The sequence below is a fragment of the Streptomyces silaceus genome (genome assembly GCF_001419745.1).
GTDB lineage: Bacteria > Actinomycetota > Actinomycetes > Streptomycetales > Streptomycetaceae > Streptomyces > Streptomyces silaceus.
Genome location: NZ_LIRJ01000082.1, coordinates 1 through 19,983 on the forward strand (window position 1 = coordinate 1; position 19,983 = coordinate 19,983).

Here is a 19,983-nt window from a genome sequence, read left to right on the forward strand (position 1 = left end):
GCCGCCCGCAAGGCCGCGGACAAACTCGCCGCCGCCCAGGAGACACCCGAGCCCGGACCGCAGGGGGACGCGTGACCTTCGCAGCAGCCTCCACGACGGCCGCCGGTGCCGCCGGGACCCAGGGCTTCCTGTCCCCGACCGGCGTCGAGATCGCCTTCCTCCTCGTCGGCCTCGTCACCCTCGGCGCGGCCGTCGTCACCGTCACCACCCGCCAACTGGTGCACGCCGCCCTGTGGCTGGTGGTGGCGCTCGGCGGCCTCGCCGTCGAGTACCTCCTGCTGACCGCCGAGTTCATCGCCTGGGTGCAGGTCCTCATCTACGTCGGCTCCGTCGTCGTCCTCCTCCTCTTCGGACTGATGCTCACCAGGGCGCCCATCGGCCGCTCCCCGGACGCGGACTCGGGCAACCGCCCGGTCGCGCTCGCGGTGGCCCTCGCCGCTGCCGCCGCCCTGGTCTGGGTCGTCGTGGACGCCTTCCGCACCACGGTGATCGACCTGGACGGCGCCGCCCAGGGCTCCACCGACGTCACCGGATCGATCCTCTTCCGGCACTGGGTGCTCCCCTTCGAGGCGCTCTCGGTCCTCCTCCTCGCCGCCCTCGTCGGCGCGATCGTCCTGTCCCGCAAGAAGTCCGCGCAGGACCAAGCCGCCCAGGACCAAGCCGCCCAGGACCAAGCCGCCCAGGACCAGGGGGAGAACAGCTGATGCACCTCCACCTCGCCTATCCCGCCGTCCTCGCCGTCCTCCTCTTCTGCGTCGGCCTCTACGGCGTCCTCGCCCGCCGCAACGCGATCCTGGTCCTGATGTCCGTCGAGCTGATGCTCAACGCCGTCAACCTCAACCTGGTCGCCTTCGACGTCTGGCTCCGCGACTCCCTCCACGCCGGCCAGGCCCTGACCCTCTTCACCATCGCCATCGCCGCGGCCGAGATCGGCATCGGCCTCGCGATCGTCCTGGCGGTCTACCGCAACCGCGGCAGCTCCGCCGTCGACGACCTCCGCGACACCGCCGAACTCCCGGACGGCCCCGACGGCGACGGCGATGACGCCGAGGGCGCCGCCGCCGAAGAGCCCGCCCCGAAGTCCCGGCAGGCGCAGACGTCGCAGAAGGCTGAGGCCACCGCGTGACCACGACCACCCTCGCCGTCCTCGTCCCCCTCCTGCCGTTCCTGGGCGCGGCCGCCGGCCTGCTGCTCGGCCGTCGGGTCCCCGGACTCGTACGCCCCCTCGCGGTGCTGCCCACGCTGACGGCCCTCGTGCTCGCCGTGCTCGTGGCCGTCCGCCAGGGCGGCGGCACCGGCGGCGGCACGGCCTCCCTGGACGCCGCCACCGAGCTCACCCCGACCGGCTCGGTCCCCGTCGAACTCGCCCTGCACATCGACGGCTTCGCCGCCCTCGTCGCCATCCTGGTCGGCGTCGTCGCCTCCTGCGTGCAGATCTACTCGACGGGCTACCTGCGCGACGACCCGCGCTACCCCTCGTACGCCGCTCTCGTCTCCCTCTTCACCTCCGCGATGCTGCTCGTCGTCTACTCCGGCGACCTGATGGTGCTCCTGGTCGGCTGGGAGATCATGGGCATCTGCTCGTACTTCCTGGTCGGCCACTACTGGGAGACGCCCGAGGCGCGCGCCGCCTCCCTGAAGGCCTTCCTGGTCACCAAGCTCGGTGACGTCCCCTTCCTGATCGGTCTGTTCGCGCTCGCCGTGGACACCGGCTCCTTCCGCATCACGACGATCCTCGCGACGGTCACGGACGGCGGCCTGGACCACCCCACGCCGATCGCCCTGCTGCTCCTCGCGGGCGTGGCCGGCAAGTCCGCGCAGTTCCCGCTGCACACCTGGCTGCCCGACGCGATGGCGGGCCCCACGCCCGTCTCCGCGCTGATCCACGCCGCGACGATGGTCGCCGCCGGTGTCTACTTCGTGGCCCGGCTCCTCCCCGTCTTCGCCGCCTCCGCCGCGGCCCTGGTCGTCCTCGCCGTCATGGCCGCCGTCACGATGGCCGGCTCGGCCCTCGCGGCGCTCGCCCAGGACGACATCAAGCGCGTCCTCGCGTACTCGACGATCGGCCAGCTCGGCTACATGACCGGCGCGCTCGCCGTCGGCGACCGCGGTGCCGCCGTCTTCCACCTCCTGTCGCACGGCGCCTTCAAGGCGCTGCTGTTCCTCGCCGCGGGCGTGATCATCCACGCCGCCGGCACCAACTCGCTGGCCGCCATGTCCCGCATGAAGGGCCTGCGCGACCGCATCCCCGACGCCTACTGGACGATGACCGTGGCGCTCCTCGCGCTCGCCGCGATCCCGCCGTTCAGCGGCTTCTTCTCCAAGGAGGCGGTGCTCGGCGCCGCCGAGCACACGGCCACGGGCCACGCCGAGTCCGTGCCCACCGCCGCGGGCTGGATCGTCCTCGTCGCCGGTCTGCTCACCGCCCTCCTCACCGCCGCGTACGCGACGCGCCTGTGGCTGCTCGCTTTCCACGGCAGGGGAGCGGAGGCCCCCGACCACGGGAAGCAGCCCGTCGCGATGACGGCCGTGCTGTGGGTGCTCGCCGTCCCCTCCCTCGCCTTCGGTCTGTCCGTCGGTGTCCTGCCGGACTGGTTCGACGGCCACTCACTCACCCCGACGCTCACGACCTCCGTCCTCGGCACGGGCCTCGCGCTCGTCGGCGGCCTCGTCACCTACGGCGCCTGGCGGCACACCATGGCCCTCGCCGCCCGTGTCCCGATGGGCGCCGTGGCCGTCAGCGCCGACGGTGACGGCGGCCTGGTCGAGGCGGAGGCCATCGCCACCCACGCCCCCGCCTACGGAGACGTCGCCTCCGCGCCCGACCCGGCCGATCCCGGTCGGCTGCTGCTCGGCCCGCTGCACCGCCACGCCGCCGTCGGCTTCCACCTCGACGCCGTCTACGCCGCCCTGTTCGTACGGCCCGTCCAGGCGTCCGCGCGCCTCGTCCGCTTCCTCGACCGCGCGGTCGTCGACACGTACGTACGCGGCGCGGGCGCGGCACCCCGCTGGCTGGGCACGGCCGTCCGCCGCGCGCAGACCGGCAATGTGCAGACCTATCTGAGCGCGCTGCTCGCAGGCACGGTCGTCCTGGCCGTCGCCGCCGTCCTCGTCGCCACCGCCGGAGCGTGAGCAGCCGTGATCGGTATCAGTGAGTCCGTGATGCAGTTCCTTCTCGCGTTGATCGTCGTCGGTCCGCTCATCGGCGCCGTGGCCGCCCTCCTGCCGGCGCCGCCCGGACTGAAGGGGAAGTCGCCCGACCAGGCCGTGCTGCGCCACGGCGTGACCGTGACCGGCGCGATCCTGCTCACCGCGATCGTCCTCGCGCTCGGCTTCGACCACGACCAGCCCTCGAAGATGCAGGCCACGACCGATATCAGCTGGATCCCCGCACTCGACGTGCGCATCCATCTCGGCATCGACGGCATCTCGCTCCCCCTTCTGGTCCTGACCGCGCTGCTGACCTTCCTCTGCGCGCTGTACAGCTACTTCAAAATGCCGTCGGGCCCGTCTCCCAAGGCATTCGTGGCGCTGATCCTCGTGCTCGAGTCCGGCACCCTCGCGACCTTCGCCGTCCTCGATCTGCTGCTGTTCTTCCTGGCGTTCGAGATGGTGCTCATCCCGATGTACTTCCTCATCGCCCGCTGGGGCGGTGAGCAACGGACCCGAGCCGCTTGGAAGTTCATCCTCTACACGCTGCTCGGCTCCGTCGTCATGCTGCTGGGCCTGCTCCTCATCGGGCTCAAGTCCGGCACATTCGACATGGTGGCACTCGCCACTGACAACGGCCGTGAGCTGACCACATCCGTGCAGGTCATCGCCGTTCTGGCGATCGGGATCGGGCTCGCGGTCAAGACGCCGATGTGGCCGCTGCACAGCTGGCTGCCGGACGCCCACACCGCCGCGCCCACCGTCGGCTCGGTCCTGCTGGCCGGCGTGCTGCTGAAGATGGGTACGTACGGATTCGTCCGGATCATCCTCCCCGTCGCGCCGGACGGAATGCGGGAGTTCGCGCCGTACCTCGCGGCCTTCGCGGTCGTCGGGATCATCTACGGATCCCTGGCCTGCCTCGCGCTCGCCAAGCAGGGCGCGAAGGGCGACCTCAAGCGCCTCATCGCGTACTCGTCCGTCGGCCACATGGGCTTCGTGCTGCTCGGCATCTCGACGATGAGCCCGACCGGCGTGAACGGCGCGCTGTTCGCCAACATCGCCCACGGCCTCATCACCGGCCTGCTCTTCTTCCTCGTCGGCGCGCTGAAGGACCGCACCGGCACCACCGACCTCGACTCCCTCGCGCAGGAGTCCGGCGCCGCGCTCTACGGCAAGGCGCCGCGCCTCGGCGGCCTCCTGGCCTTCGGCGCCGTCGCCTCGCTCGGCCTGCCGGGCCTGGCCGGGTTCTGGGGCGAGATGCTCGCGCTGTTCGGCGCGTTCAAGCCCGCCGACGACCTGAGCCGCCCCGCGTTCCTCACCTTCATGGCGATCGCCGCCTTCGGCACCCTGCTCACGGCCGCGTACATGCTCGTCGTCGTGCGCCGCGTCTGCATGGGCCCGATGCCGCAGCCCGCGGCCGAAGGACCCGCGCCCAAGGCCCTCGCCGACGTCCACGGCTACGAGTTCGCCGCCTGGACCCCGCTCGTTGCCCTCACCGTCCTCGCCGGACTCTGGCCCGCGGCTCTCCTCGGCCTGACCGACCCCGCCGTGCAGAAGCTCCTCACTGGAGGCAAGTCGTGACCGTGGCCGCCGAAAGCGCCGCAAGCCTCGTCCAGTCCGTCGACTGGCTCGCGATCGCGCCGCCGACCATCGCGGCGGTCGTCGGCCTCCTCGTGCTCGTCGCCGACCTCTTCGTGGGCGACGGCAAGAAGGCACTGCTCGGCTGGGTCTCCGTGGCGGGCCTGGCCGCCGCCGCGCTCGCCCTGCTGCCCCTCCTGGACGACGACCGGTCGACGTTCTGCCTCACCGGCGGCGGCACGCACGCGTGCAGCTACACCGCCGACCGCTTCACCCTCGTCATCCAACTGCTCGTCCTCGGCGGCGCCCTGCTCGCCGCCCTGCTCTCCATGAGCACCCTGAAGGACGCCAAGGGCTCCAAGGGAGAACTCCCCGAAGGGGAGTTCTGGTTCCTGCTGCTCTCCTCCGCGGCGGGCGCCGCCCTGCTGCCCGCCTCGCGCGACCTGGCGACGCTCGTCGTCGCCCTGGAGGTCGCCTCCCTGCCGGCCTTCGCCCTCGTCGGCCTCAGGCGCGGCGACAAGCGCTCCTCCGAAGCGGCCCTGAAGTTCTTCCTCTCCTCGGTCACGGCGACCGCCGTGAGCCTCATGGGTGTCAGCTTCGTCTACGCGTCCACCGGCACCCTGCACCTCACGGAGATCGCCGCCGAGCTCCAGGACGTCGACGGCCAGCTGCACACGCTCGCCCAGACCGGCGTCGCCCTCACCCTCGTCGGCTTCGCCTTCAAGGTGGCGGCCGTGCCCTTCCACTTCTGGGTGCCCGACACCTACGTGGGCGCGCCGCTGCCCGTCGCCGCGTACCTCTCCGTCGTCGGAAAGGCCGTCGGCTTCACCGGGCTCATCCTCGTCACCGTCGTCGCCTTCCCCTCGTACGCGGACGTCTGGGGCCCCGCGCTCGCCGTCCTCGCCGCCCTCACCATGACCGCGGGCAACGTCGCCGCCCTGCGCCAGCAGGCCACGCGCGCGTACAGCGCGGTACGCCTCCTTGCCTGGTCCTCCGTCGGACAGGCGGGCTACCTCCTGGTGCCCATCGCCGCCGCCGGATACGCCGACGACGACGCGGCGGCGGAGAAGGCCATCGGTTCCACCGTCGCCTACGCCCTGATGTACGCGGCCGTGAACCTCGGCGCCTTCGCCGTGGCCGCCCTCGTCGGCCGCGCCCAGCGCCTCAACCGCGTCAGCGACTACCGCGGCCTGTACGCCCGCAGCCCGCTGGCCGCCCTGGTCCTCGCCTTCTTCCTGCTCTGCCTCGCCGGCCTGCCGCCCGGCATCATCGGCCTCTTCGCGAAGGTCACGGTCTTCTCCGCCGCGGTCGACGCGGGCCTGGGCTGGCTCGCCGTGGTGATGGCCGTGAACGTGGTGATCGCGCTGTTCTACTACCTCCAGTGGACCGCGCTGCTGTTCCGCGCCCCCGAGGGCGAGCCGGTCAGGCACCGCGTCCCGGCCCCGCTCACCGCGGCCATCGCGCTGACGGCGATCCTCGGGATCGCCCTCTCCGGAGCGCCCCAGCTGGTCCTGAGGTTCTCGGACACCGGCCTGTTCTGACCCGCCTGCCGACGAGGACCGGCCGCCGGCCGAGGCCACGGCCGGGCCCGTCACTCGCGCGGCCTACACCGCTCCTGCGTGCACAAGGGAACTAGTGCTCCCCGCCTGGCGTTGACCAGTACGGGAGGGTCCACTGAACAGTGGAAGCACCAGTCAGTAGAGGGTTCCCCCACGCACCACCAGGAGGGCGTACCGTGCACCGCCGGCACAACGGGTTGAAGACCGCCGTACTCCTCGGGGGACTGTCCGCGCTCATCCTTGTCATCGGCAGTTTCTTCGGGCGTACGGGACTGATCGTCGCGTTGTTCGTGGCGCTCGGCACCAATGCGTACGCGTACTGGAACAGCGACAAGCTCGCCCTGCGCGCGATGCGCGCCCGCCCGGTGAGCGAATTCGAGGCCCCCGAGCTGTACCGCATGGTCCGCGAGCTCTCCACCCAGGCCCGCCAGCCCATGCCCCGCCTCTACATCTCGCCCACCGAGGCGCCGAACGCGTTCGCGACGGGCCGCAATCCGCGCAACGCCGCGGTGTGCTGCACCGACGGCATCCTGCGCATCCTCGACGAGCGCGAGCTGCGCGGCGTCATCGGCCATGAGCTCAGCCATGTCTACAACCGCGACATCCTGATCTCCTCGGTCGCGGGCGCGCTGGCATCCGTGATCATGTTCCTGGTCAACTTCGCCTGGCTGATCCCGGTCGGCCGGTCGAACGACAACGACGGCCCCGGCATCTTCGGGATGCTCCTGATCATGCTGCTCGGCCCGCTGGCGGCCTCCATCATCCAGCTCGCCATCAGCCGCTCCAGGGAGTACGAGGCCGACGCGTCCGGCGCGCAGCTCACCGGTGACCCGCTCGCTCTCGCGAGCGCCCTGCGTAAACTCGACGCGGGGACAAAGCAGTTGCCGCTGCCGCCCGAGCCCCGTCTCGAGACGGCGAGTCACATGATGATCGCGAACCCTTTCCGTCCCGGGCAGGGCATGTCCAAGATGTTCTCCACGCACCCGCCGATGGCGGAGCGCATCGCCCGACTCGAGCAGATGGCAGGTCGCCAGCAGTGAAGACAATCCTCAACGTCATATGGCTCGTCCTCTGCGGTTTCTGGATGTTCCTCGGCTACCTCCTCGCGGGTGCGCTGCTCTGCATCACGATCATCGGCATCCCGTTCGGCCTCGCCAGCTTCCGCATCGGCCGCTATGCCCTGTGGCCCTTCGGGTACACCACGGTCGAGCGCCGCGACGCGGGCGCGCCCTCCTGTGTGGGCAACGTCCTGTGGCTGATCCTCGCGGGCTGGTGGCTCGCGATCGGCCACATCGTGACGGGTTTCCTGCTGTGCGTCACGATCATCGGCATCCCCCTGGGCATCGCCAACTTCAAGCTGATCCCGGTCTCCCTGCTGCCCCTGGGCCGCGAGATCGTCCGCACCGACCAGCCGTTCGCCGCGCGCTACTAGAACGGGCGCACTCCGGTGCGACGCCCCAGGTACGCCCTCGCCGCGTACGACCCCGACGCGGCCCCGCACGACGCGCTCTGGGCCCTGTGCGCGGACGCGGAGCACCTGTTCGCCGACCGGCTGCCGGTCCGGTCGGCCACCTCCGAGGGGTGGGGAGAGGCCTGTGACGGCCCGCTGGAAGAGCTCGCCGAGCCACCCGTCCGGCTGCTCGGCTGCGCGCCGCGCGGCGCCCTGAAGGACGCGCTGGGCAGCGGCAGGGGAGACCTCGGGCACGGCACGGTCCTGCGCCTGGGCCGCCTGGGCCAGACGCTCCAGCACGCCGTGGAGGGCGAGGTCGTCGCGTGGATCCCCTCCGCGCGCGGGCGCGGCCTCGTCGACCTCGCCCTGGACCCGTGGACCATAAGGCCGTCGAGCGTGGCCGGCGCGGTCTGGGACATCTGGTGGTGGGGCCGCCCCACCCAGCCGAACCTCTGGGCGCGCCACGGCGCGGAGGGCCGGGCCCACTGGCTGGCCGTCGCGCGGCGCGCACCGAGGTGGCGCGGCCCGACTCCGGGACCGGGCGCCACGTACCACCTCGACGGCCGTCACATCACCGACGAGCCGGCCTTCTACTGCGCGCTCGGCGAGGCGCTCGACGGGCCGGGAGGGTACGCCGGGCGAGACGCGGACACCCTCCAGCGGTGCCTGCGCGGCGGCACGGGCGCGGTGCCGCCCTTCACCCTCGTCTGGCACGACGCACGCGTCGCCCGCACCTGCCTGGGCGTCACGCCCCGCACGGACGGCCGCCCGCCGTGCTTCGAGGAACTCCTTGGCCGCCTGGCCCTGTTGGGCGTCGAGGCCGTCCTGGCCTGACGGCTCGGCGGGCGGCGACGGCACGGCAGAAGGCAGGGGAGAGGGCGAGGTCCGCCGGGACGAGAGGGCGCTCGAGGCCGATTGTCAGTGCCGTGGTCCACCATGAACTCATGACCGAGAACGAGCAGTTGCTGGCCCGCGTCGCCGCCGAGGCGCGCGCCACCCGCCCCTGGGGCTGGGACTGCCTGCCCGCCCCCGCGGACGCCGACACCGTGGCCCGTTCCGAGGCCGCCCTGGGCTTCACCCTGCCGCCGCTGCTCGCCGCCCTCTACACCCGCATAGGAGACGGCGGATTCGGCCCGGAGTACGGGCTGTTGCCCCTGCTCGAAGGCAAGTCCTCCGGAGGCGAGCCCTCCGTCGTCGAGAAGTACGCCGGGATGCGCGCCTCCGCGTGGGGCTGGCCGGAGGGTGTCCTGCCGATATCCCACTGGGGCTGCGCGATGTACGCGTGCGTGGACTGCCGCAGTGACACCGCCCAGGTCCTGCTCTTCGAGCCCAACGGCGACGACCCGCGCCACGCCTGGTTCGTCGACTCCCCGAGCCTCACGTCCTGGCTCACCGCATGGCTCGATGGCACAGGCTGGTACGAGGAGGACAGCGACGGCGTGGACCTGCCGGCCTGGCAGGACGCCCGCACCCACACGTGAGCCCTCTTCAGGTGCGCCCGCGCACCCACCCCCGCACTCCGTACGCCACCACTCCCACTGCCAGTACCAGCGCACCGGCCACCACCGAGGTCACCGGCAGGGCGAACGCCAGCGTCACGCACCCGATGCCGCCCAGCAGCGGCAGGGCACGGGCCGGAACCGACGAACTCAGTGTCCACGCCGAGGCATTGGCGACCGCGTAGTAAACGAGCACCCCGAAGGAGGAGAACCCGATCGCCCCACGCACGTCCGCCGTCGCCGCCACCGCCGCGACCACGGTCCCCACGGCGAGCTCCGCCCGGTGCGGCACCCGGAAGCGCGGGTGCACGGCCGCGAGCACCCCGGGCAGGTGACCGTCCCGCGCCATGGCCAGCGTCGTCCGTGACACGCCCAGGACGAGCGCGAGCAGCGAGCCGAGCGCGGCCACCGCAGCCCCCGCCCGCACCACCGGCACGAGCCCCGGAGCCCCCGCCGCGCGCACCGCGTCGGTGAGCGGCGCCGTGGCCCCGGCGAGCCCCTCGGCCCCCAGCACGGACAGCACGGCCACCGCGACGGCCGCGTACACGCACAGCGCGATGCCCAGCGCCAGGGGGATCGCCCGCGGAATGGTGCGCGCCGGGTCCCGTACCTCCTCGCCGAGCGTCGCGATGCGCGCGTACCCGGCGAAGGCGAAGAACAGCAGCCCGGCGGCCTGCAACACCCCGCCGGCCCCGTCCGAGAGCCCCACGTCCAGCCGCGTCGCGTCGGACGCCCCCGACCCGAGACAGGCGACCACGACCGCCGCCAGCACGGCGAGCACCACGGCGACGATCCCGCGCGTCAGCCACGCCGACTTCTGCACACCCAGGTAGTTCACGGCGGTCAGCAGCACCACCGCCCCGACCGCCACCGCGTGCGCCTGCCCCGGCCGGACGTACGCCCCCACGGTCAGCGCCATCGCCGCACACGAGGCGGTCTTGCCGACGACGAACGCCCAGCCCGCCAGATACCCCCAGAACTCCCCGAGCCGCTCCCGCCCGTAGACGTAGGTCCCGCCCGACGCCGGGTAGCGGGCAGCGAGCCGTGCCGACGCCGTCGCGTTGCAGTACGCGACCACGGCGGCCAGGGCGAGGCCGATCAGCAGCCCCGAGCCGCCGGCCCGTGCCGCGGGACCGAGCGCCGCGAAGATCCCCGCCCCCACCATCGACCCGAGGCCGATCACCACCGCGTCGAAGACGCCGAGCGTCCGACGGAGCTCCGTCTGCTGTGTCATACGCCGCACCGTACGGATCATCGCAACCGCGCACCTTTACGGAGACGTCCTTCAGGGCAACAGCGCAGAGAAGCTCACCGCGCCAGAAAGGTCAGGTCACCACATGGGCATTGTCAGTTGGATCGTTCTGGGGTTGCTCGCCGGAGCCGTCGCCAAACTGCTGCTGCCCGGCCGTGACCCGGGCGGATTCATCGGGACCACCCTCATCGGCATCGCGGGCGCCTTCATCGGCGGCTGGATATCCGCCCGCTACCTCGACCGTCCGATCGAGAACCACTTCTACGACGGCGCCACCTGGGCCGCCGCCATCGGCGGCTCCCTCGTCCTGCTCGTCGCCTACCGCATCCTCTTCGGCCACTCGCGGCGCTGAGGAACCGTTCCCTCGATCTGCGGCCAGCAGCAAGGGCGGGCACCCCACCGGGGTGCCCGCCCTTCGTCGTACTCCCGCAAGCGGCCGGCCGGCACGGAACGCCGGCCCGCCACGACCTACCGGTAGTTCACGAACTGCAGCGCGAAGTCGAAGTCCTGCCCCTTGAGCAGCGCCTGCACGGCCTGCAGGTCGTCGCGGCTCTTGGAGCTGACGCGCAGCTCGTCGCCCTGGACCTGCGCCTTGACGCCCTTGGGACCCTCATCGCGGATGATCTTCGCGACCTTCTTCGCGTTCTCCTGGGAGATGCCCTCCTCGATCGAGGCGAAGATCTTGTACTCCTTGCCGGACAGCTGCGGCTCGCCCGCGTCCAGCGCCTTCAGCGAGATGCCGCGCTTGACCAGCTTGGACTGGAAGACATCGAGGATCGCCTTGACCCGCTCCTCGCCGCTCGCCTCCATCAGGATCTTCTCGCCGGACCACGCGATCGAGGCACCCGTGCCCTTGAAGTCGTAGCGCTGCGAGATCTCCTTGGCGGCCTGGTTGAGGGCGTTGTCGACCTCCTGCCGCTCGACCTTCGAGACGATGTCGAAACTGGAGTCGGCCATGTCCTGTGGCTCCTTGTATCGGGGTATGCGTACTCAGCGGATACACGGCCGTCTGACGCTGGCCGCATCCGCAAAGCCTAGCCACCGCCTCCGCGCGGGGTGCCGATCAATCGGGTGGCGAAGCACCCCTGTGCATCAGGTATCGTTTACGTCGTTGCCACGGAGCGCCGCGAAAGCGGGGCCAAGGCAGCAAACCCGGCGGTGTGCCCGAGCGGCCAAAGGGAGCAGACTGTAAATCTGCCGGCTCAGCCTTCCCAGGTTCGAATCCTGGCGCCGCCACACGAAGGAGACCCTCTCCGACTTGCGGAAACGCAAGACGGGGAGGGTCTTTTCGTATGCCTCCGGAGCGCACTGGGCACAAAATGGGCCCATGTCGTCCCGTCGCAGAAACTGTCCGGAGTGCCGCCGCGAGATCGCCGTCGTGGGCGGACGGTTCGCCCGCCATGACCCGCCGGGCCCGCGCGGCGCCGGTGACCTGATCTCCTGTCCGGGCTCCCGCAGGTACGCCCAGCTGGGCGCCGCACAGCCCGCCCTGGACGGCTATGTGGTCCCGGAGTGCCCCGGACAGCTCCCGCTGTTCTGAGAGGCCCTCAGGAGGCCCTCCGGGGCAGCCCGCGCGGCCGGATCAGTTGCCCGCGACCGACTTGACCGCCACCGACACCGGCATGGAGCCGCTGATCAGCTCCAGCGTCAGACCGGCCGTCGCCGACGTCTCCAGGAGCTCCGCGAGCACCGCCGCGACGTCGTCCCGGGGGATCGGCCCGCGCCCGGTCGACGCCTCCAGGCGTACGAGACCGGTGCCCGCGTCGTCCGTCAGCATCCCGGGGCGCAGGATCGTCCAGTCCAGGTCGGCACGCGCGCGTACGTACGCGTCCGCCTCGCCCTTGGCCCGCAGATAGGCGTCGAAGATCTCGTCGCCCTGGTGGGCCGGATCGGCGCCCATCGACGACACGACGACGTAGCGCCGCACCCCGGCGCGCTCCGCCGCGTCCGCGAAGAGCACGGCCGCTCCCCGGTCCACGGTGTTCTTGCGGTCGGCGCCGCTGCCCGGCCCCGCGCCCGCCGCGAAGACCGCCGCGTCGGCGCCGCGCAGGTGCCCGGCGACCTCGTCGACCGACGCCGACTCCAGGTCGCACAGCACCGGTTCGGCTCCGGCCGCGCGCAGATCCGCTTCCTGCCCGGCGTTGCGGATCAGCCCGGCGACCTCGTCACCGCGTGCGGCGAGCAGACGCTCCAGCCGCAGCGCGATCTGTCCATGACCTCCAGCGATGACAATGCGCATACTCCCGACCGTACGACAGGGCGGACGCGCGCGTGGAGGCACGGAAAACGGTCGGCCCGCGGGTTGCCGTACGCGTCTCAGGACGCGCTCTCGTCGCCCTTCGGACGCCCGGGAGCCGGGCCCGTCGACCGCCCCTGGCGCGGCAGGTCCAGCGCCACCGCGGCGGCCGAGTCGCAGTACTCGCGCACCGCGCTGGTCCGCGCCACCACGCGCCCCCGGTGCACGACGATCCGGCTGTACGCGAGCGACAGCGCCCCGGAGAGCCGGTCCCCGCGCACGGCGAGCAGTTCGGCCGGGAAACCCGCCTCCACCCGCACCTCGGGCAGCCCCATGGCCGCTCGCGCCGCCCCGCTCACCGCGGCGTACGCGGCCTCGGGCCGCAGCCCGCACCTGGAGGCCAGCAGATACGCGGCCTCCAGCGGATCCCCGCGCCCCACCGGGTTCGACACGTCCCGCATGGCCCCGCTGCCCGCGGCGACCCGCACCCCCGCCGCCCGCAGCAGCCGCACGGGAGCCGTCCCGCGCCGCTCCGCGCTGCCGCACCCGCCCTGCGGCAGGCACACCACCGTCACGCCCGCCGCCGCGAGCTGCTCGGCGGCGCGCGAGGCCACGTCCCTGGGCAGCCGCCCGAGCCCGGCGCACGGTCCGAAGGTCACGCCCGCCCGCAGCCCGCCGGCCATCGCCGCGAGCCGCCCGAGCCGCGCGGGATCGTCACCGTCCGTGTGCAGGTCGACCGGGCACCCGTGCTCCGCCGCGATGTCGAGCACCGCCTCCGCGTACCCGGTGGGATCGGGGTCGAGATCGGGGCAACCGCCCACTACGGAGGCGCCCATTTTCACCGCGTCCCGCAGCATCGCGAGGCCGTCGGCGCCGGCCACGCCGGTCAGCAGCCGCGGCACGGCGACCGCCGTCAGATCGACCAGGCCCCGCAGGGAGCGCCGTGCCTGCAGCACCGCCTCCATCGGGCCGAGCCCCTGGACGTCGCCGATCCGTACGTGCGACCGCAGCGCAGTGGCGCCGTGGCCGAGCTGGAGCAGCGCGGCCTCGGTGGCCCTGCGCTGCACGTCGGGGACGTCGTACGAGACGGGGCCCGCCGTGTCCGCCGAGAGCGCCGTGTCGCCGTGCGCGTGCGGCTCCGCGGCCGCGGGCAGCAGGAGATAGCCGCCGAGGTCCACGCGGGAGCCGGGGGCGCTCAGGCTCCCGGCCGTGCCGACCGCCTCGATGCGCCCGCCGCCGAGCCGGACGTCCACGGTCCTGCCGTCGGTGAGCCGGGCGCCGCAGAGCAGCACGGCGGCGGAGCCCGCGGGGTCGGAACCGGAGGGGCCGGAGGGACCGGAAGAACCGGAGGGGCCGGACGAGCCGGAGGAGTGGGGCTGCTGCGGCTGGCTGTCGGGCATCGCGCTCCTGAGGTTCGGGGGCGGCTGCAGTCGTTCGGGGCATCAAGATCACGCAGCGTGCGTCGAGCCTAGGGCGGCGAAAGGCCCGCTTCGAGGAGGAGCGGAATAGTCGTACCGGTGTGGTGCGAGTACACGGATGGGGCGCTCGCGGGCTCCTGGGCCGGGCTCCCCGATGCCCCCGGACGGCCCCGGCGAAACGGATTTGGGCGATCGGCGACCGAGCGTGTAATGTCTTCATCGCTCGCCCCAATAGCTCAGTCGGTAGAGCGTCTCCATGGTAAGGAGAAGGTCTGCGGTTCGATTCCGCATTGGGGCTCTGATGTCGAGTGATCCTCGCCCTCGGGCGAGGGGATCCGGCATCGCAGCGGTGTAGCTCAGTCGGTAGAGCAAGCGGCTCATAATCGCTGTGTCACCGGTTCAAGTCCGGTCACCGCTACGGGTAGTAGCCGATTGTGGGGTCGGTCCTTCGATCGGCTACTCTTTTTTTGCGTTCATCCGTCCATCCGTCCGTCAAGGAGCACTCACGTGGCTGCCACCGACGTCCGCCCGAAGATCACGCTGGCCTGCGTGGAGTGCAAGGAGCGGAACTACATCACCAAGAAGAACCGGCGTAACAACCCGGACCGTCTTGAGATGAAGAAGCACTGCCCGCGCTGCAACGCGCACACTGCGCACCGCGAAACGCGCTAAACACAGGCTCGAACACGAGGCCGTCCCCAGTTTGTGGGGGCGGCCTCGCGTCGTTTACGAAACCAACCGCAGGAGGTGCCGAGTCCATGGCGCTCGATCAGTCCTTCGTGGGGCGGTCCTATCCCCCCACTGATCCTTATGAGGTCGGCCGGGAGAAGATCCGTGAGTTCGCCGAGGCGGTGGAGGACACCAATCCGGCGTACATCGACACGGAGGCGGCCAAGGCGCTCGGTCACCCGGATGTGATCGCCCCGCCGACTTTTGTGTTCGCGATCACTTTCAAGGCCGCGGGACTGGTCATCGAGGACCCGCAGCTCGGTCTCGACTACAGCCGCGTCGTGCACGGCGACCAGAAGTTCGCCTACACGCGTCCCGTGCGCGCGGGCGACCGGCTCACGGTCACCTCGACCATCGAGTCGATCAAGTCGCTCGCGGGCAACGACGTCCTGGACATCCGCGGCGAGGTCCACGACGAGGCGGGCGAGCACGTCGTGACCGCCTGGACCAAGCTCGTCGCACGTGCGGCAGAGGAGGCGTGAGGCGATGACGGCGAAGATCTCGTACGACGACGTCGAGGTCGGCACCGAGCTGCCGGCCCAGAGTTTCCCGGTGACGCGCGCCACTCTCGTGCGGTACGCGGGCGCTTCCGGGGACTTCAACCCGATCCACTGGAACGAGAAGTTCGCGGTCGAGGTCGGCCTTCCCGACGTCATCGCGCACGGCATGTTCACCATGGCCGAGGCGATCCGCGTCGTGACCGACTGGGTGGGCGACCCGGCGGCGGTCGTCGAGTACGGCGTCCGCTTCACCAAGCCGGTCGTCGTCCCGAACGACGACAAGGGCGCCACCATCGACGTCAGCGCCAAGGTCGCGGTCAAGCTGGACGACAACCGCGTACGCGTCGACCTCCTCGCCAAGAGCGGGGACCAGAAGGTGCTCGGCATGTCGCGGGCGGTCGTGCAGCTGGCCTGACGGCTGTCGCTGCTCTCCGTAGACGTAGGTAAGGGGCGTCCTCTATCGAGGGGCGCCCCTTACTTGTGGGTGGATGCCTGTGGGCGGATGCGTGTGGGCGGATACGTGCGGATGGATGCCTGTGGGCCGAGCGGAAGCCCGCCCGGCTCGATCCCTTGACTACTTAGTGATTGGCCACTAACTTACTCGCATGGTCAGGATGAGCGCAGAGGAGCGGCGCGAGAGCGTCATCCGCGCGGCGATGGTCGAGTTCGCCCGTGCCGGGTACAACGGCACCTCCACGGAGTCGATCGCCAAGCGTGTGGGTGTCTCGCAGCCGTATCTCTTCCGGCTCTTCCCGGGCAAGCAGGCCATCTTCCTGGCCGCGGCGGAGCGCTGCTGTCAGGAGGTGACGGAGGTCTTCAAGGCGGCGGCCGACGGGCTGGAGGGCGTCGAGGCCGTGCATTCCATGGGCCGGGCCTACCAGACGCTCATCGCCGACGAGCCCGAGAAACTGCTCATGCAGATGCAGATGTACGTCGCCGCGGCCGCCGCGGAGGCGACCGGCGACCACGAGCTCGGCGCGGCGCTGCGGGCGGCCTGGATGGAGATGTACGACACGGTCCTCCTCGCACTGGGGGCGGAGGTCGACGAGACGACGCAGTTCCTCGCCTACGGGATGTTGGTCAACGTCCTGGTGTCGATGGGCTTTCAGCCCGACCACCGGGTGTGGGCCGGCTTCTACGAGTCGGCGCAGCCCAAGCAGTGAAGTCCTGAAGTCGCGACGAAGTGCGCGAGCGGTGCGGCCGCGAAGCGGCGCAGTAGTACAGCAGTGAAGTGCGTGTGTCACAGGGGTGCGCATTTTTGCGCCCAACGAAGTTAGTCATCAATAACTAACCTTTGGGGAAGCGATGTCACAGCAGACCGCACGACGCGGGGGAGCGGCCTGGGCCCTCGTCATCACCGGCGTCGCCGGGTTCATGGCGGCGCTCGACAATCTCGTCGTCACCACCGCCCTGCCCGCCATCCGTGAGGACCTCGGGGGAGCGCTGCACGACCTGGAATGGACGGTGAGCGCCTACACCCTCACCTTCGCCGTGCTGCTCATGTTCGGCGCCGCCCTGGGCGACCGCTTCGGCCGCCGCAGGCTCTTCGTCATCGGCGTCACGGTCTTCACCGGGGCCTCCGCCGCGGCGGCCCTCGCTCCCGGCATCGACGAGCTGATCGCCGCCCGCGCGGTGCAGGGCGTCGGCGCCGCGATCATGATGCCGCTCACGCTGACCCTGCTGACGGCGGCCGTGCCGGAGGCCAAGCGCGGGATGGCGTACGGCATATGGGGCGCCGTCAACGGCCTCGCGGTCGCCAGCGGACCCCTGATCGGCGGCAGCCTCACCGAGCACGTCTCCTGGCAGTGGATCTTCTGGCTGAACGTCCCGCTCGGCGTCGCCCTGCTGCCCCTCGCCCGCCTCCGTCTCGCCGAGTCCCGCGGCGCCGGCGCGCGCCTCGACATCGCCGGCACCCTGCTCGCCAGCGGTGGACTCTTCGGAATCGTGTACGCCCTGGTGCGCGGCCCGCAGGACGGCTGGTCCAGCGCCACCGTGCTCACCAGCATGATCGCGGGCATCGCGCTGCTCGGCGGCTTCGTCCACCACGGCATCCGCAACAAGGCGCCGATGCTGCCGATGCGCCTCTTCCGTAGTCGTGCGTTCTCCGGGATCAACGCCGCGAGCCTGCTGATGTTCCTCGGGATGTTCGGCTCGATCTTCCTGCTCAGCCAGTACATGCAGCTCGTGCTCGGCTACTCGCCCACCGAGGCGGGGCTGCGGATGCTGCCCTGGACCGGCATGCCGATGCTCGTCTCGCCGCTCGCGGGCTACCTCTCCGACCGGATCGGCGGCCGTCCGGTCGTCGCCGCCGGTCTCTTCCTGCAGGCCGTGGGTCTGGCCTGGTACGCCGCCGTGGTGGCGCCCGGCGTCTCGTACGCCGTGCAGCTGCCCGCCCTGATCATCAGCGGCGTCGGGATGTCCCTGTTCTTCGCCCCGGCCTCCAACCTGGTCATGTCCAGCGTCCGCACCCACGAGCAGGGCATCGCGTCCGGCGCCAACAACGCGCTGCGCGAGGTCGGCGGCGTCCTCGGCATCGCCGTGATGTCCTCGATCTTCTCGGCGCAGGGCGGCTACGGGTCCGCGCAGGGCTTCGTGGACGGCCTGGAGCCCGCGCTGTGGGTGGGTTCCGCGACGGTGGCCCTCGCGGCCGTCGCCGCGCTGGTCATCCCGTCCCGCCGGGCCACGCCCGAGGCTTCCGGAGAGCCCTCCGCGAAGCCGGAGAGCGAGCTGGTCGCCGCCTGAGCGACCCGTACGGGGACGGCCGCGACCGGCCGACCCGAACGGCCCCGCCCGACCGGCGGGGCCGTTCTCGTACTCTTGACCACGTGCAGGAACTCCACGATGCCCCGCTCGCCCCGCTGACCACCTTCCGGCTCGGCGGTCCCGCGACCCGTCTGATCACCGCGACGACCGACGCCGAGGTGATCGCCGCCGTCCGTGAGGCCGACGACTCCGGGACCCCGCTGCTGCTCATCGGCGGCGGCTCGAACCTGGTCATCGGCGACAAGGGCTTCGACGGCACCGCCCTGCGCATCGCCACCCAGGGCTTCGAACTCGACGGCACGGAGCTGGAGTTGGCGGCCGGCGAGACCTGGACCGACGCGGTCGCCCGCACCGTCGAGGCCGGCCTCGCGGGCATCGAGTGCCTCGCCGGGATCCCCGGCTCCGCGGGCGCGACGCCGATCCAGAACGTGGGGGCGTACGGCCAGGAGGTCTCCTCGACGATCACCGAGGTGATCGCGTACGACCGGAAGACGCACGAGACGGTCGTGATTCCGAACGCCGAGTGCGAGTTCTCGTACCGCCACAGTCGCTTCAAGGCCGATCCCGACCGCTTCGTGGTCCTGCGGGTCCGCTTCGCGCTCGAGGACGCGCAGGGCATGAGCGCCCCGATCAAGTACCCGGAGACGGCGCGCACGCTCGGCGTCGAGGCCGGTGACCGGGTGCCCGCCGCGGTGGCCCGGGAGACCGTCCTGAAGCTCCGCGCGGGCAAGGGCATGGTGCTCGACCCCGAGGACCACGACAGCTGGTCGGCCGGGTCCTTCTTCACCAACCCGATCCTCACGGAGGGCGAGTTCGCCGCCTTCCACGCGCGCGTGGAGGAGCGCCTCGGGGCGGACGTCGCCCCGCCGGCCTTCCCGACGGGCGACGGCCACGTGAAGACCTCCGCCGCCTGGCTCATCGACAAGGCGGGCTTCACCAAGGGCTACGGAGAGGGCAGGGCCCGCATCTCCACCAAGCACACCCTCGCCCTCACCAACCGCGGCGGCGCGACCACCGAGGACCTCCTGGCGCTCGCCCGCGAGGTCGTCGCCGGCGTGCGGGACGCCTTCGGGATCACGCTGGTCAACGAACCGGTGACGGTGGGCGTCAGCCTGTAGTCGCCCGTTTCGGGCTTCCCCGGGAGGCCTTTCGGGCGCCTCCTGGGGGAGGGGCTCAGTACGCCACTCCCACGCCCTGCTTCACCGTCGTCGGATCGTCGACCGCGCCCAGCATCGCGTGCGCCACGTCCGCGCGCGCGATCGTGCGCCCCGCGCGTGGGAAGCCGCCCACGACCTTGCGGTAGGTCCCGGTCACGGGCTTGTCCAGGAGTCGCGGGGGACGGACCGACGTCCAGTCCGTCGCGCTGTTCGCCAGATCGGCCTCCATGACGGTCAGATCGGCGTACACGTCCTTGAAGACCCTGCCGATCACGACCCGCATCGCGCGGTCGAGCAGGGGTGAGTCCGCCGGTGCCAGGCCCACGGGGCCCGCGCTCACGACCACGAGCCGCCGCACGCCCTCCGCCTCCATCGCGCGCACCACGGAGCGCGTCAGTTGCGTGGCGATCCCCGTGCCCGCGTCCGCGCGCCTGCGGGCGCCGAGCCCCGAGAGCACCGCGTCCCGCCCGGCGACCGCCGGGCGCAGGGCCTCGGGATCGCGCAGGTCCGCGCGGACGACCCGCAGGCCCTCGCCCGTCACCTCCAGCCGTGCGGGATCGCGGACGACCGCCGTGACCTCATGGCCCGCCGCGAGCGCCTGCCGGACGATTTCCCTGCCGACGCCGCCGGTGGCACCGAACACCGTGAGCTTCATCGCGCACCCTCCTCGGGTGGGTAAGTGTTCACTCACC

At 71.6% G+C, this 19,983-nt stretch carries 22 protein-coding genes and 3 tRNA genes; 20 read left to right on the plus strand and 5 right to left on the minus strand.

The annotated features are described in order from the left end of the window. Window positions 1-71: 71 nt before the first annotated feature. From AOK22_RS09660 to AOK22_RS09700, 9 genes are all read left to right on the plus strand, one after another. Complete coding sequence (locus AOK22_RS09660) at window positions 72-704, plus strand: NADH-quinone oxidoreductase subunit J family protein (protein WP_055698187.1); 633 nt, start codon at window positions 72-74, stop codon at window positions 702-704. Then, window positions 704-1,126 carry an NADH-quinone oxidoreductase subunit NuoK gene (gene nuoK, locus AOK22_RS09665; RefSeq protein ID WP_055698188.1) on the plus strand — a complete coding sequence of 141 codons (423 nt, stop codon included), beginning with the start codon at window positions 704-706 and terminating at the stop codon, window positions 1,124-1,126. Before AOK22_RS09660 ends, nuoK begins: the two co-directional genes overlap by 1 nt. Next, window positions 1,123-3,132: an NADH-quinone oxidoreductase subunit 5 family protein gene (locus AOK22_RS09670; protein ID WP_055698189.1), complete on the plus strand. Its 2,010-nt coding sequence runs from the start codon at window positions 1,123-1,125 to the stop codon at window positions 3,130-3,132. Before nuoK ends, AOK22_RS09670 begins: the two co-directional genes overlap by 4 nt. A gap of 6 nt (window positions 3,133-3,138) precedes the next feature. Next, window positions 3,139-4,731 (plus strand): NADH-quinone oxidoreductase subunit M, encoded by a 1,593-nt coding sequence (locus AOK22_RS09675; RefSeq protein WP_055698190.1) that lies wholly within the window; start codon window positions 3,139-3,141, stop codon window positions 4,729-4,731. Continuing rightward, a complete protein-coding gene (locus AOK22_RS09680; protein WP_055698191.1) occupies window positions 4,728-6,269 on the plus strand; it encodes an NADH-quinone oxidoreductase subunit N in 1,542 nt (513 codons plus the stop codon). Before AOK22_RS09675 ends, AOK22_RS09680 begins: the two co-directional genes overlap by 4 nt. A 194-nt stretch (window positions 6,270-6,463) precedes the next feature. After that, window positions 6,464-7,327 carry a zinc metalloprotease HtpX gene (gene htpX / locus AOK22_RS09685; RefSeq protein WP_055698192.1) on the plus strand — a complete coding sequence of 288 codons (864 nt, stop codon included), beginning with the start codon at window positions 6,464-6,466 and terminating at the stop codon, window positions 7,325-7,327. Continuing rightward, window positions 7,324-7,719, plus strand: coding sequence for a YccF domain-containing protein (locus tag AOK22_RS09690; protein WP_055698193.1), 396 nt, complete (start codon window positions 7,324-7,326; stop codon window positions 7,717-7,719). Before htpX ends, AOK22_RS09690 begins: the two co-directional genes overlap by 4 nt. 15 nt (window positions 7,720-7,734) lie before the next feature. Next, window positions 7,735-8,571, plus strand: a complete 837-nt coding sequence (locus AOK22_RS09695; protein ID WP_055698194.1) for a barstar family protein — start codon at window positions 7,735-7,737, stop codon at window positions 8,569-8,571. A gap of 110 nt (window positions 8,572-8,681) precedes the next feature. Next, window positions 8,682-9,218: an SMI1/KNR4 family protein gene (locus AOK22_RS09700; protein WP_055698195.1), complete on the plus strand. Its 537-nt coding sequence runs from the start codon at window positions 8,682-8,684 to the stop codon at window positions 9,216-9,218. A gap of 7 nt (window positions 9,219-9,225) precedes the next feature. On the opposite strand, the gene AOK22_RS09705 is transcribed toward AOK22_RS09700, so the two are convergent. Then, a complete protein-coding gene (locus tag AOK22_RS09705; protein WP_055698196.1) occupies window positions 9,226-10,470 on the minus strand; it encodes an APC family permease in 1,245 nt (414 codons plus the stop codon). Between the two features lie 103 nt (window positions 10,471-10,573). Between AOK22_RS09705 and AOK22_RS09710 the strand changes: the two genes are divergently transcribed. After that, on the plus strand, window positions 10,574-10,840 hold the full coding sequence (locus AOK22_RS09710) for a GlsB/YeaQ/YmgE family stress response membrane protein (protein WP_055698197.1): 267 nt from the start codon (window positions 10,574-10,576) through the stop codon (window positions 10,838-10,840). Between the two features lie 116 nt (window positions 10,841-10,956). On the opposite strand, the gene AOK22_RS09715 is transcribed toward AOK22_RS09710, so the two are convergent. Beyond that, window positions 10,957-11,445, minus strand: a complete 489-nt coding sequence (locus AOK22_RS09715) for a YajQ family cyclic di-GMP-binding protein (RefSeq protein WP_055698198.1) — start codon at window positions 11,443-11,445, stop codon at window positions 10,957-10,959. A 197-nt stretch (window positions 11,446-11,642) separates the two neighbouring features. Between AOK22_RS09715 and AOK22_RS09720 the strand changes: the two genes are divergently transcribed. Together AOK22_RS09720 and AOK22_RS09725 are read left to right on the plus strand one after the other, a co-directional pair. Then, a tRNA-Tyr gene (locus AOK22_RS09720) sits at window positions 11,643-11,724 on the plus strand. A 91-nt stretch (window positions 11,725-11,815) separates the two neighbouring features. Beyond that, complete coding sequence (locus AOK22_RS09725; protein WP_055698199.1) at window positions 11,816-12,028, plus strand: hypothetical protein; 213 nt, start codon at window positions 11,816-11,818, stop codon at window positions 12,026-12,028. 42 nt (window positions 12,029-12,070) lie between these two features. Here the strand turns inward: AOK22_RS09725 and AOK22_RS09730 are convergent, their stop codons facing one another. Beyond that, window positions 12,071-12,727 (minus strand): SDR family oxidoreductase, encoded by a 657-nt coding sequence (locus AOK22_RS09730; RefSeq protein ID WP_055698200.1) that lies wholly within the window; start codon window positions 12,725-12,727, stop codon window positions 12,071-12,073. A gap of 77 nt (window positions 12,728-12,804) precedes the next feature. Beyond that, window positions 12,805-14,124 carry an amidohydrolase family protein gene (locus AOK22_RS09735; RefSeq protein ID WP_079036461.1) on the minus strand — a complete coding sequence of 440 codons (1,320 nt, stop codon included), beginning with the start codon at window positions 14,122-14,124 and terminating at the stop codon, window positions 12,805-12,807. 243 nt (window positions 14,125-14,367) lie between these two features. Between AOK22_RS09735 and AOK22_RS09740 the strand changes: the two genes are divergently transcribed. The 8 genes from AOK22_RS09740 to AOK22_RS09775 all read left to right on the plus strand — a co-directional run bounded on the left by AOK22_RS09740 (window position 14,368) and on the right by AOK22_RS09775 (window position 19,252). Next, a tRNA-Thr gene (locus tag AOK22_RS09740) sits at window positions 14,368-14,440 on the plus strand. A gap of 47 nt (window positions 14,441-14,487) precedes the next feature. Further along, a tRNA-Met gene (locus tag AOK22_RS09745) sits at window positions 14,488-14,560 on the plus strand. 89 nt (window positions 14,561-14,649) lie between these two features. After that, window positions 14,650-14,814 (plus strand): 50S ribosomal protein L33, encoded by a 165-nt coding sequence (gene rpmG / locus AOK22_RS09750; RefSeq protein WP_003948671.1) that lies wholly within the window; start codon window positions 14,650-14,652, stop codon window positions 14,812-14,814. 86 nt (window positions 14,815-14,900) lie between these two features. Beyond that, window positions 14,901-15,353 carry a MaoC family dehydratase N-terminal domain-containing protein gene (locus tag AOK22_RS09755; RefSeq protein ID WP_055698201.1) on the plus strand — a complete coding sequence of 151 codons (453 nt, stop codon included), beginning with the start codon at window positions 14,901-14,903 and terminating at the stop codon, window positions 15,351-15,353. A 4-nt stretch (window positions 15,354-15,357) separates the two neighbouring features. Next, window positions 15,358-15,786, plus strand: a complete 429-nt coding sequence (locus AOK22_RS09760) for a MaoC family dehydratase (RefSeq protein ID WP_055698202.1) — start codon at window positions 15,358-15,360, stop codon at window positions 15,784-15,786. A gap of 190 nt (window positions 15,787-15,976) precedes the next feature. Beyond that, window positions 15,977-16,534 (plus strand): TetR/AcrR family transcriptional regulator, encoded by a 558-nt coding sequence (locus AOK22_RS09765; protein ID WP_055698203.1) that lies wholly within the window; start codon window positions 15,977-15,979, stop codon window positions 16,532-16,534. Between the two features lie 142 nt (window positions 16,535-16,676). Continuing rightward, window positions 16,677-18,113 (plus strand): MFS transporter, encoded by a 1,437-nt coding sequence (locus tag AOK22_RS09770; RefSeq protein ID WP_055698204.1) that lies wholly within the window; start codon window positions 16,677-16,679, stop codon window positions 18,111-18,113. An 83-nt stretch (window positions 18,114-18,196) separates the two neighbouring features. Further along, window positions 18,197-19,252, plus strand: a complete 1,056-nt coding sequence (locus AOK22_RS09775) for a UDP-N-acetylmuramate dehydrogenase (protein ID WP_055698205.1) — start codon at window positions 18,197-18,199, stop codon at window positions 19,250-19,252. Window positions 19,253-19,307: 55 nt separating this feature from the next. On the opposite strand, the gene AOK22_RS09780 is transcribed toward AOK22_RS09775, so the two are convergent. Then, the gene (locus AOK22_RS09780) at window positions 19,308-19,946 is read right to left on the minus strand and encodes an NAD(P)-dependent oxidoreductase (protein ID WP_055698206.1); all 639 of its coding nucleotides are present in this window, start codon (window positions 19,944-19,946) and stop codon (window positions 19,308-19,310) included. Window positions 19,947-19,983: the final 37 nt, after the last annotated feature.

Bases quoted from the DNA above. Each gene is read 5' to 3' on its own strand.
- AOK22_RS09765 (WP_055698203.1), top strand. From the start codon at position 15,977: ATGGTCAGGATGAGCGCAGAGGAGCGGCGCGAGAGCGTCATCCGCGCG.
- AOK22_RS09735 (WP_079036461.1), bottom strand. From the start codon at position 14,124: ATGCCCGACAGCCAGCCGCAGCAGCCCCACTCCTCCGGCTCGTCCGGC.
- AOK22_RS09705 (WP_055698196.1), bottom strand. From the start codon at position 10,470: ATGACACAGCAGACGGAGCTCCGTCGGACGCTCGGCGTCTTCGACGCG.
- AOK22_RS09770 (WP_055698204.1), top strand. From the start codon at position 16,677: ATGTCACAGCAGACCGCACGACGCGGGGGAGCGGCCTGGGCCCTCGTC.
- nuoK (WP_055698188.1), top strand. From the start codon at position 704: ATGCACCTCCACCTCGCCTATCCCGCCGTCCTCGCCGTCCTCCTCTTC.
- AOK22_RS09760 (WP_055698202.1), top strand. From the start codon at position 15,358: ATGACGGCGAAGATCTCGTACGACGACGTCGAGGTCGGCACCGAGCTG.
- AOK22_RS09700 (WP_055698195.1), top strand. From the start codon at position 8,682: ATGACCGAGAACGAGCAGTTGCTGGCCCGCGTCGCCGCCGAGGCGCGC.
- AOK22_RS09755 (WP_055698201.1), top strand. From the start codon at position 14,901: ATGGCGCTCGATCAGTCCTTCGTGGGGCGGTCCTATCCCCCCACTGAT.
- AOK22_RS09715 (WP_055698198.1), bottom strand. From the start codon at position 11,445: ATGGCCGACTCCAGTTTCGACATCGTCTCGAAGGTCGAGCGGCAGGAG.
- AOK22_RS09780 (WP_055698206.1), bottom strand. From the start codon at position 19,946: ATGAAGCTCACGGTGTTCGGTGCCACCGGCGGCGTCGGCAGGGAAATC.
- AOK22_RS09725 (WP_055698199.1), top strand. From the start codon at position 11,816: ATGTCGTCCCGTCGCAGAAACTGTCCGGAGTGCCGCCGCGAGATCGCC.
- AOK22_RS09710 (WP_055698197.1), top strand. From the start codon at position 10,574: ATGGGCATTGTCAGTTGGATCGTTCTGGGGTTGCTCGCCGGAGCCGTC.
- AOK22_RS09730 (WP_055698200.1), bottom strand. From the start codon at position 12,727: ATGCGCATTGTCATCGCTGGAGGTCATGGACAGATCGCGCTGCGGCTG.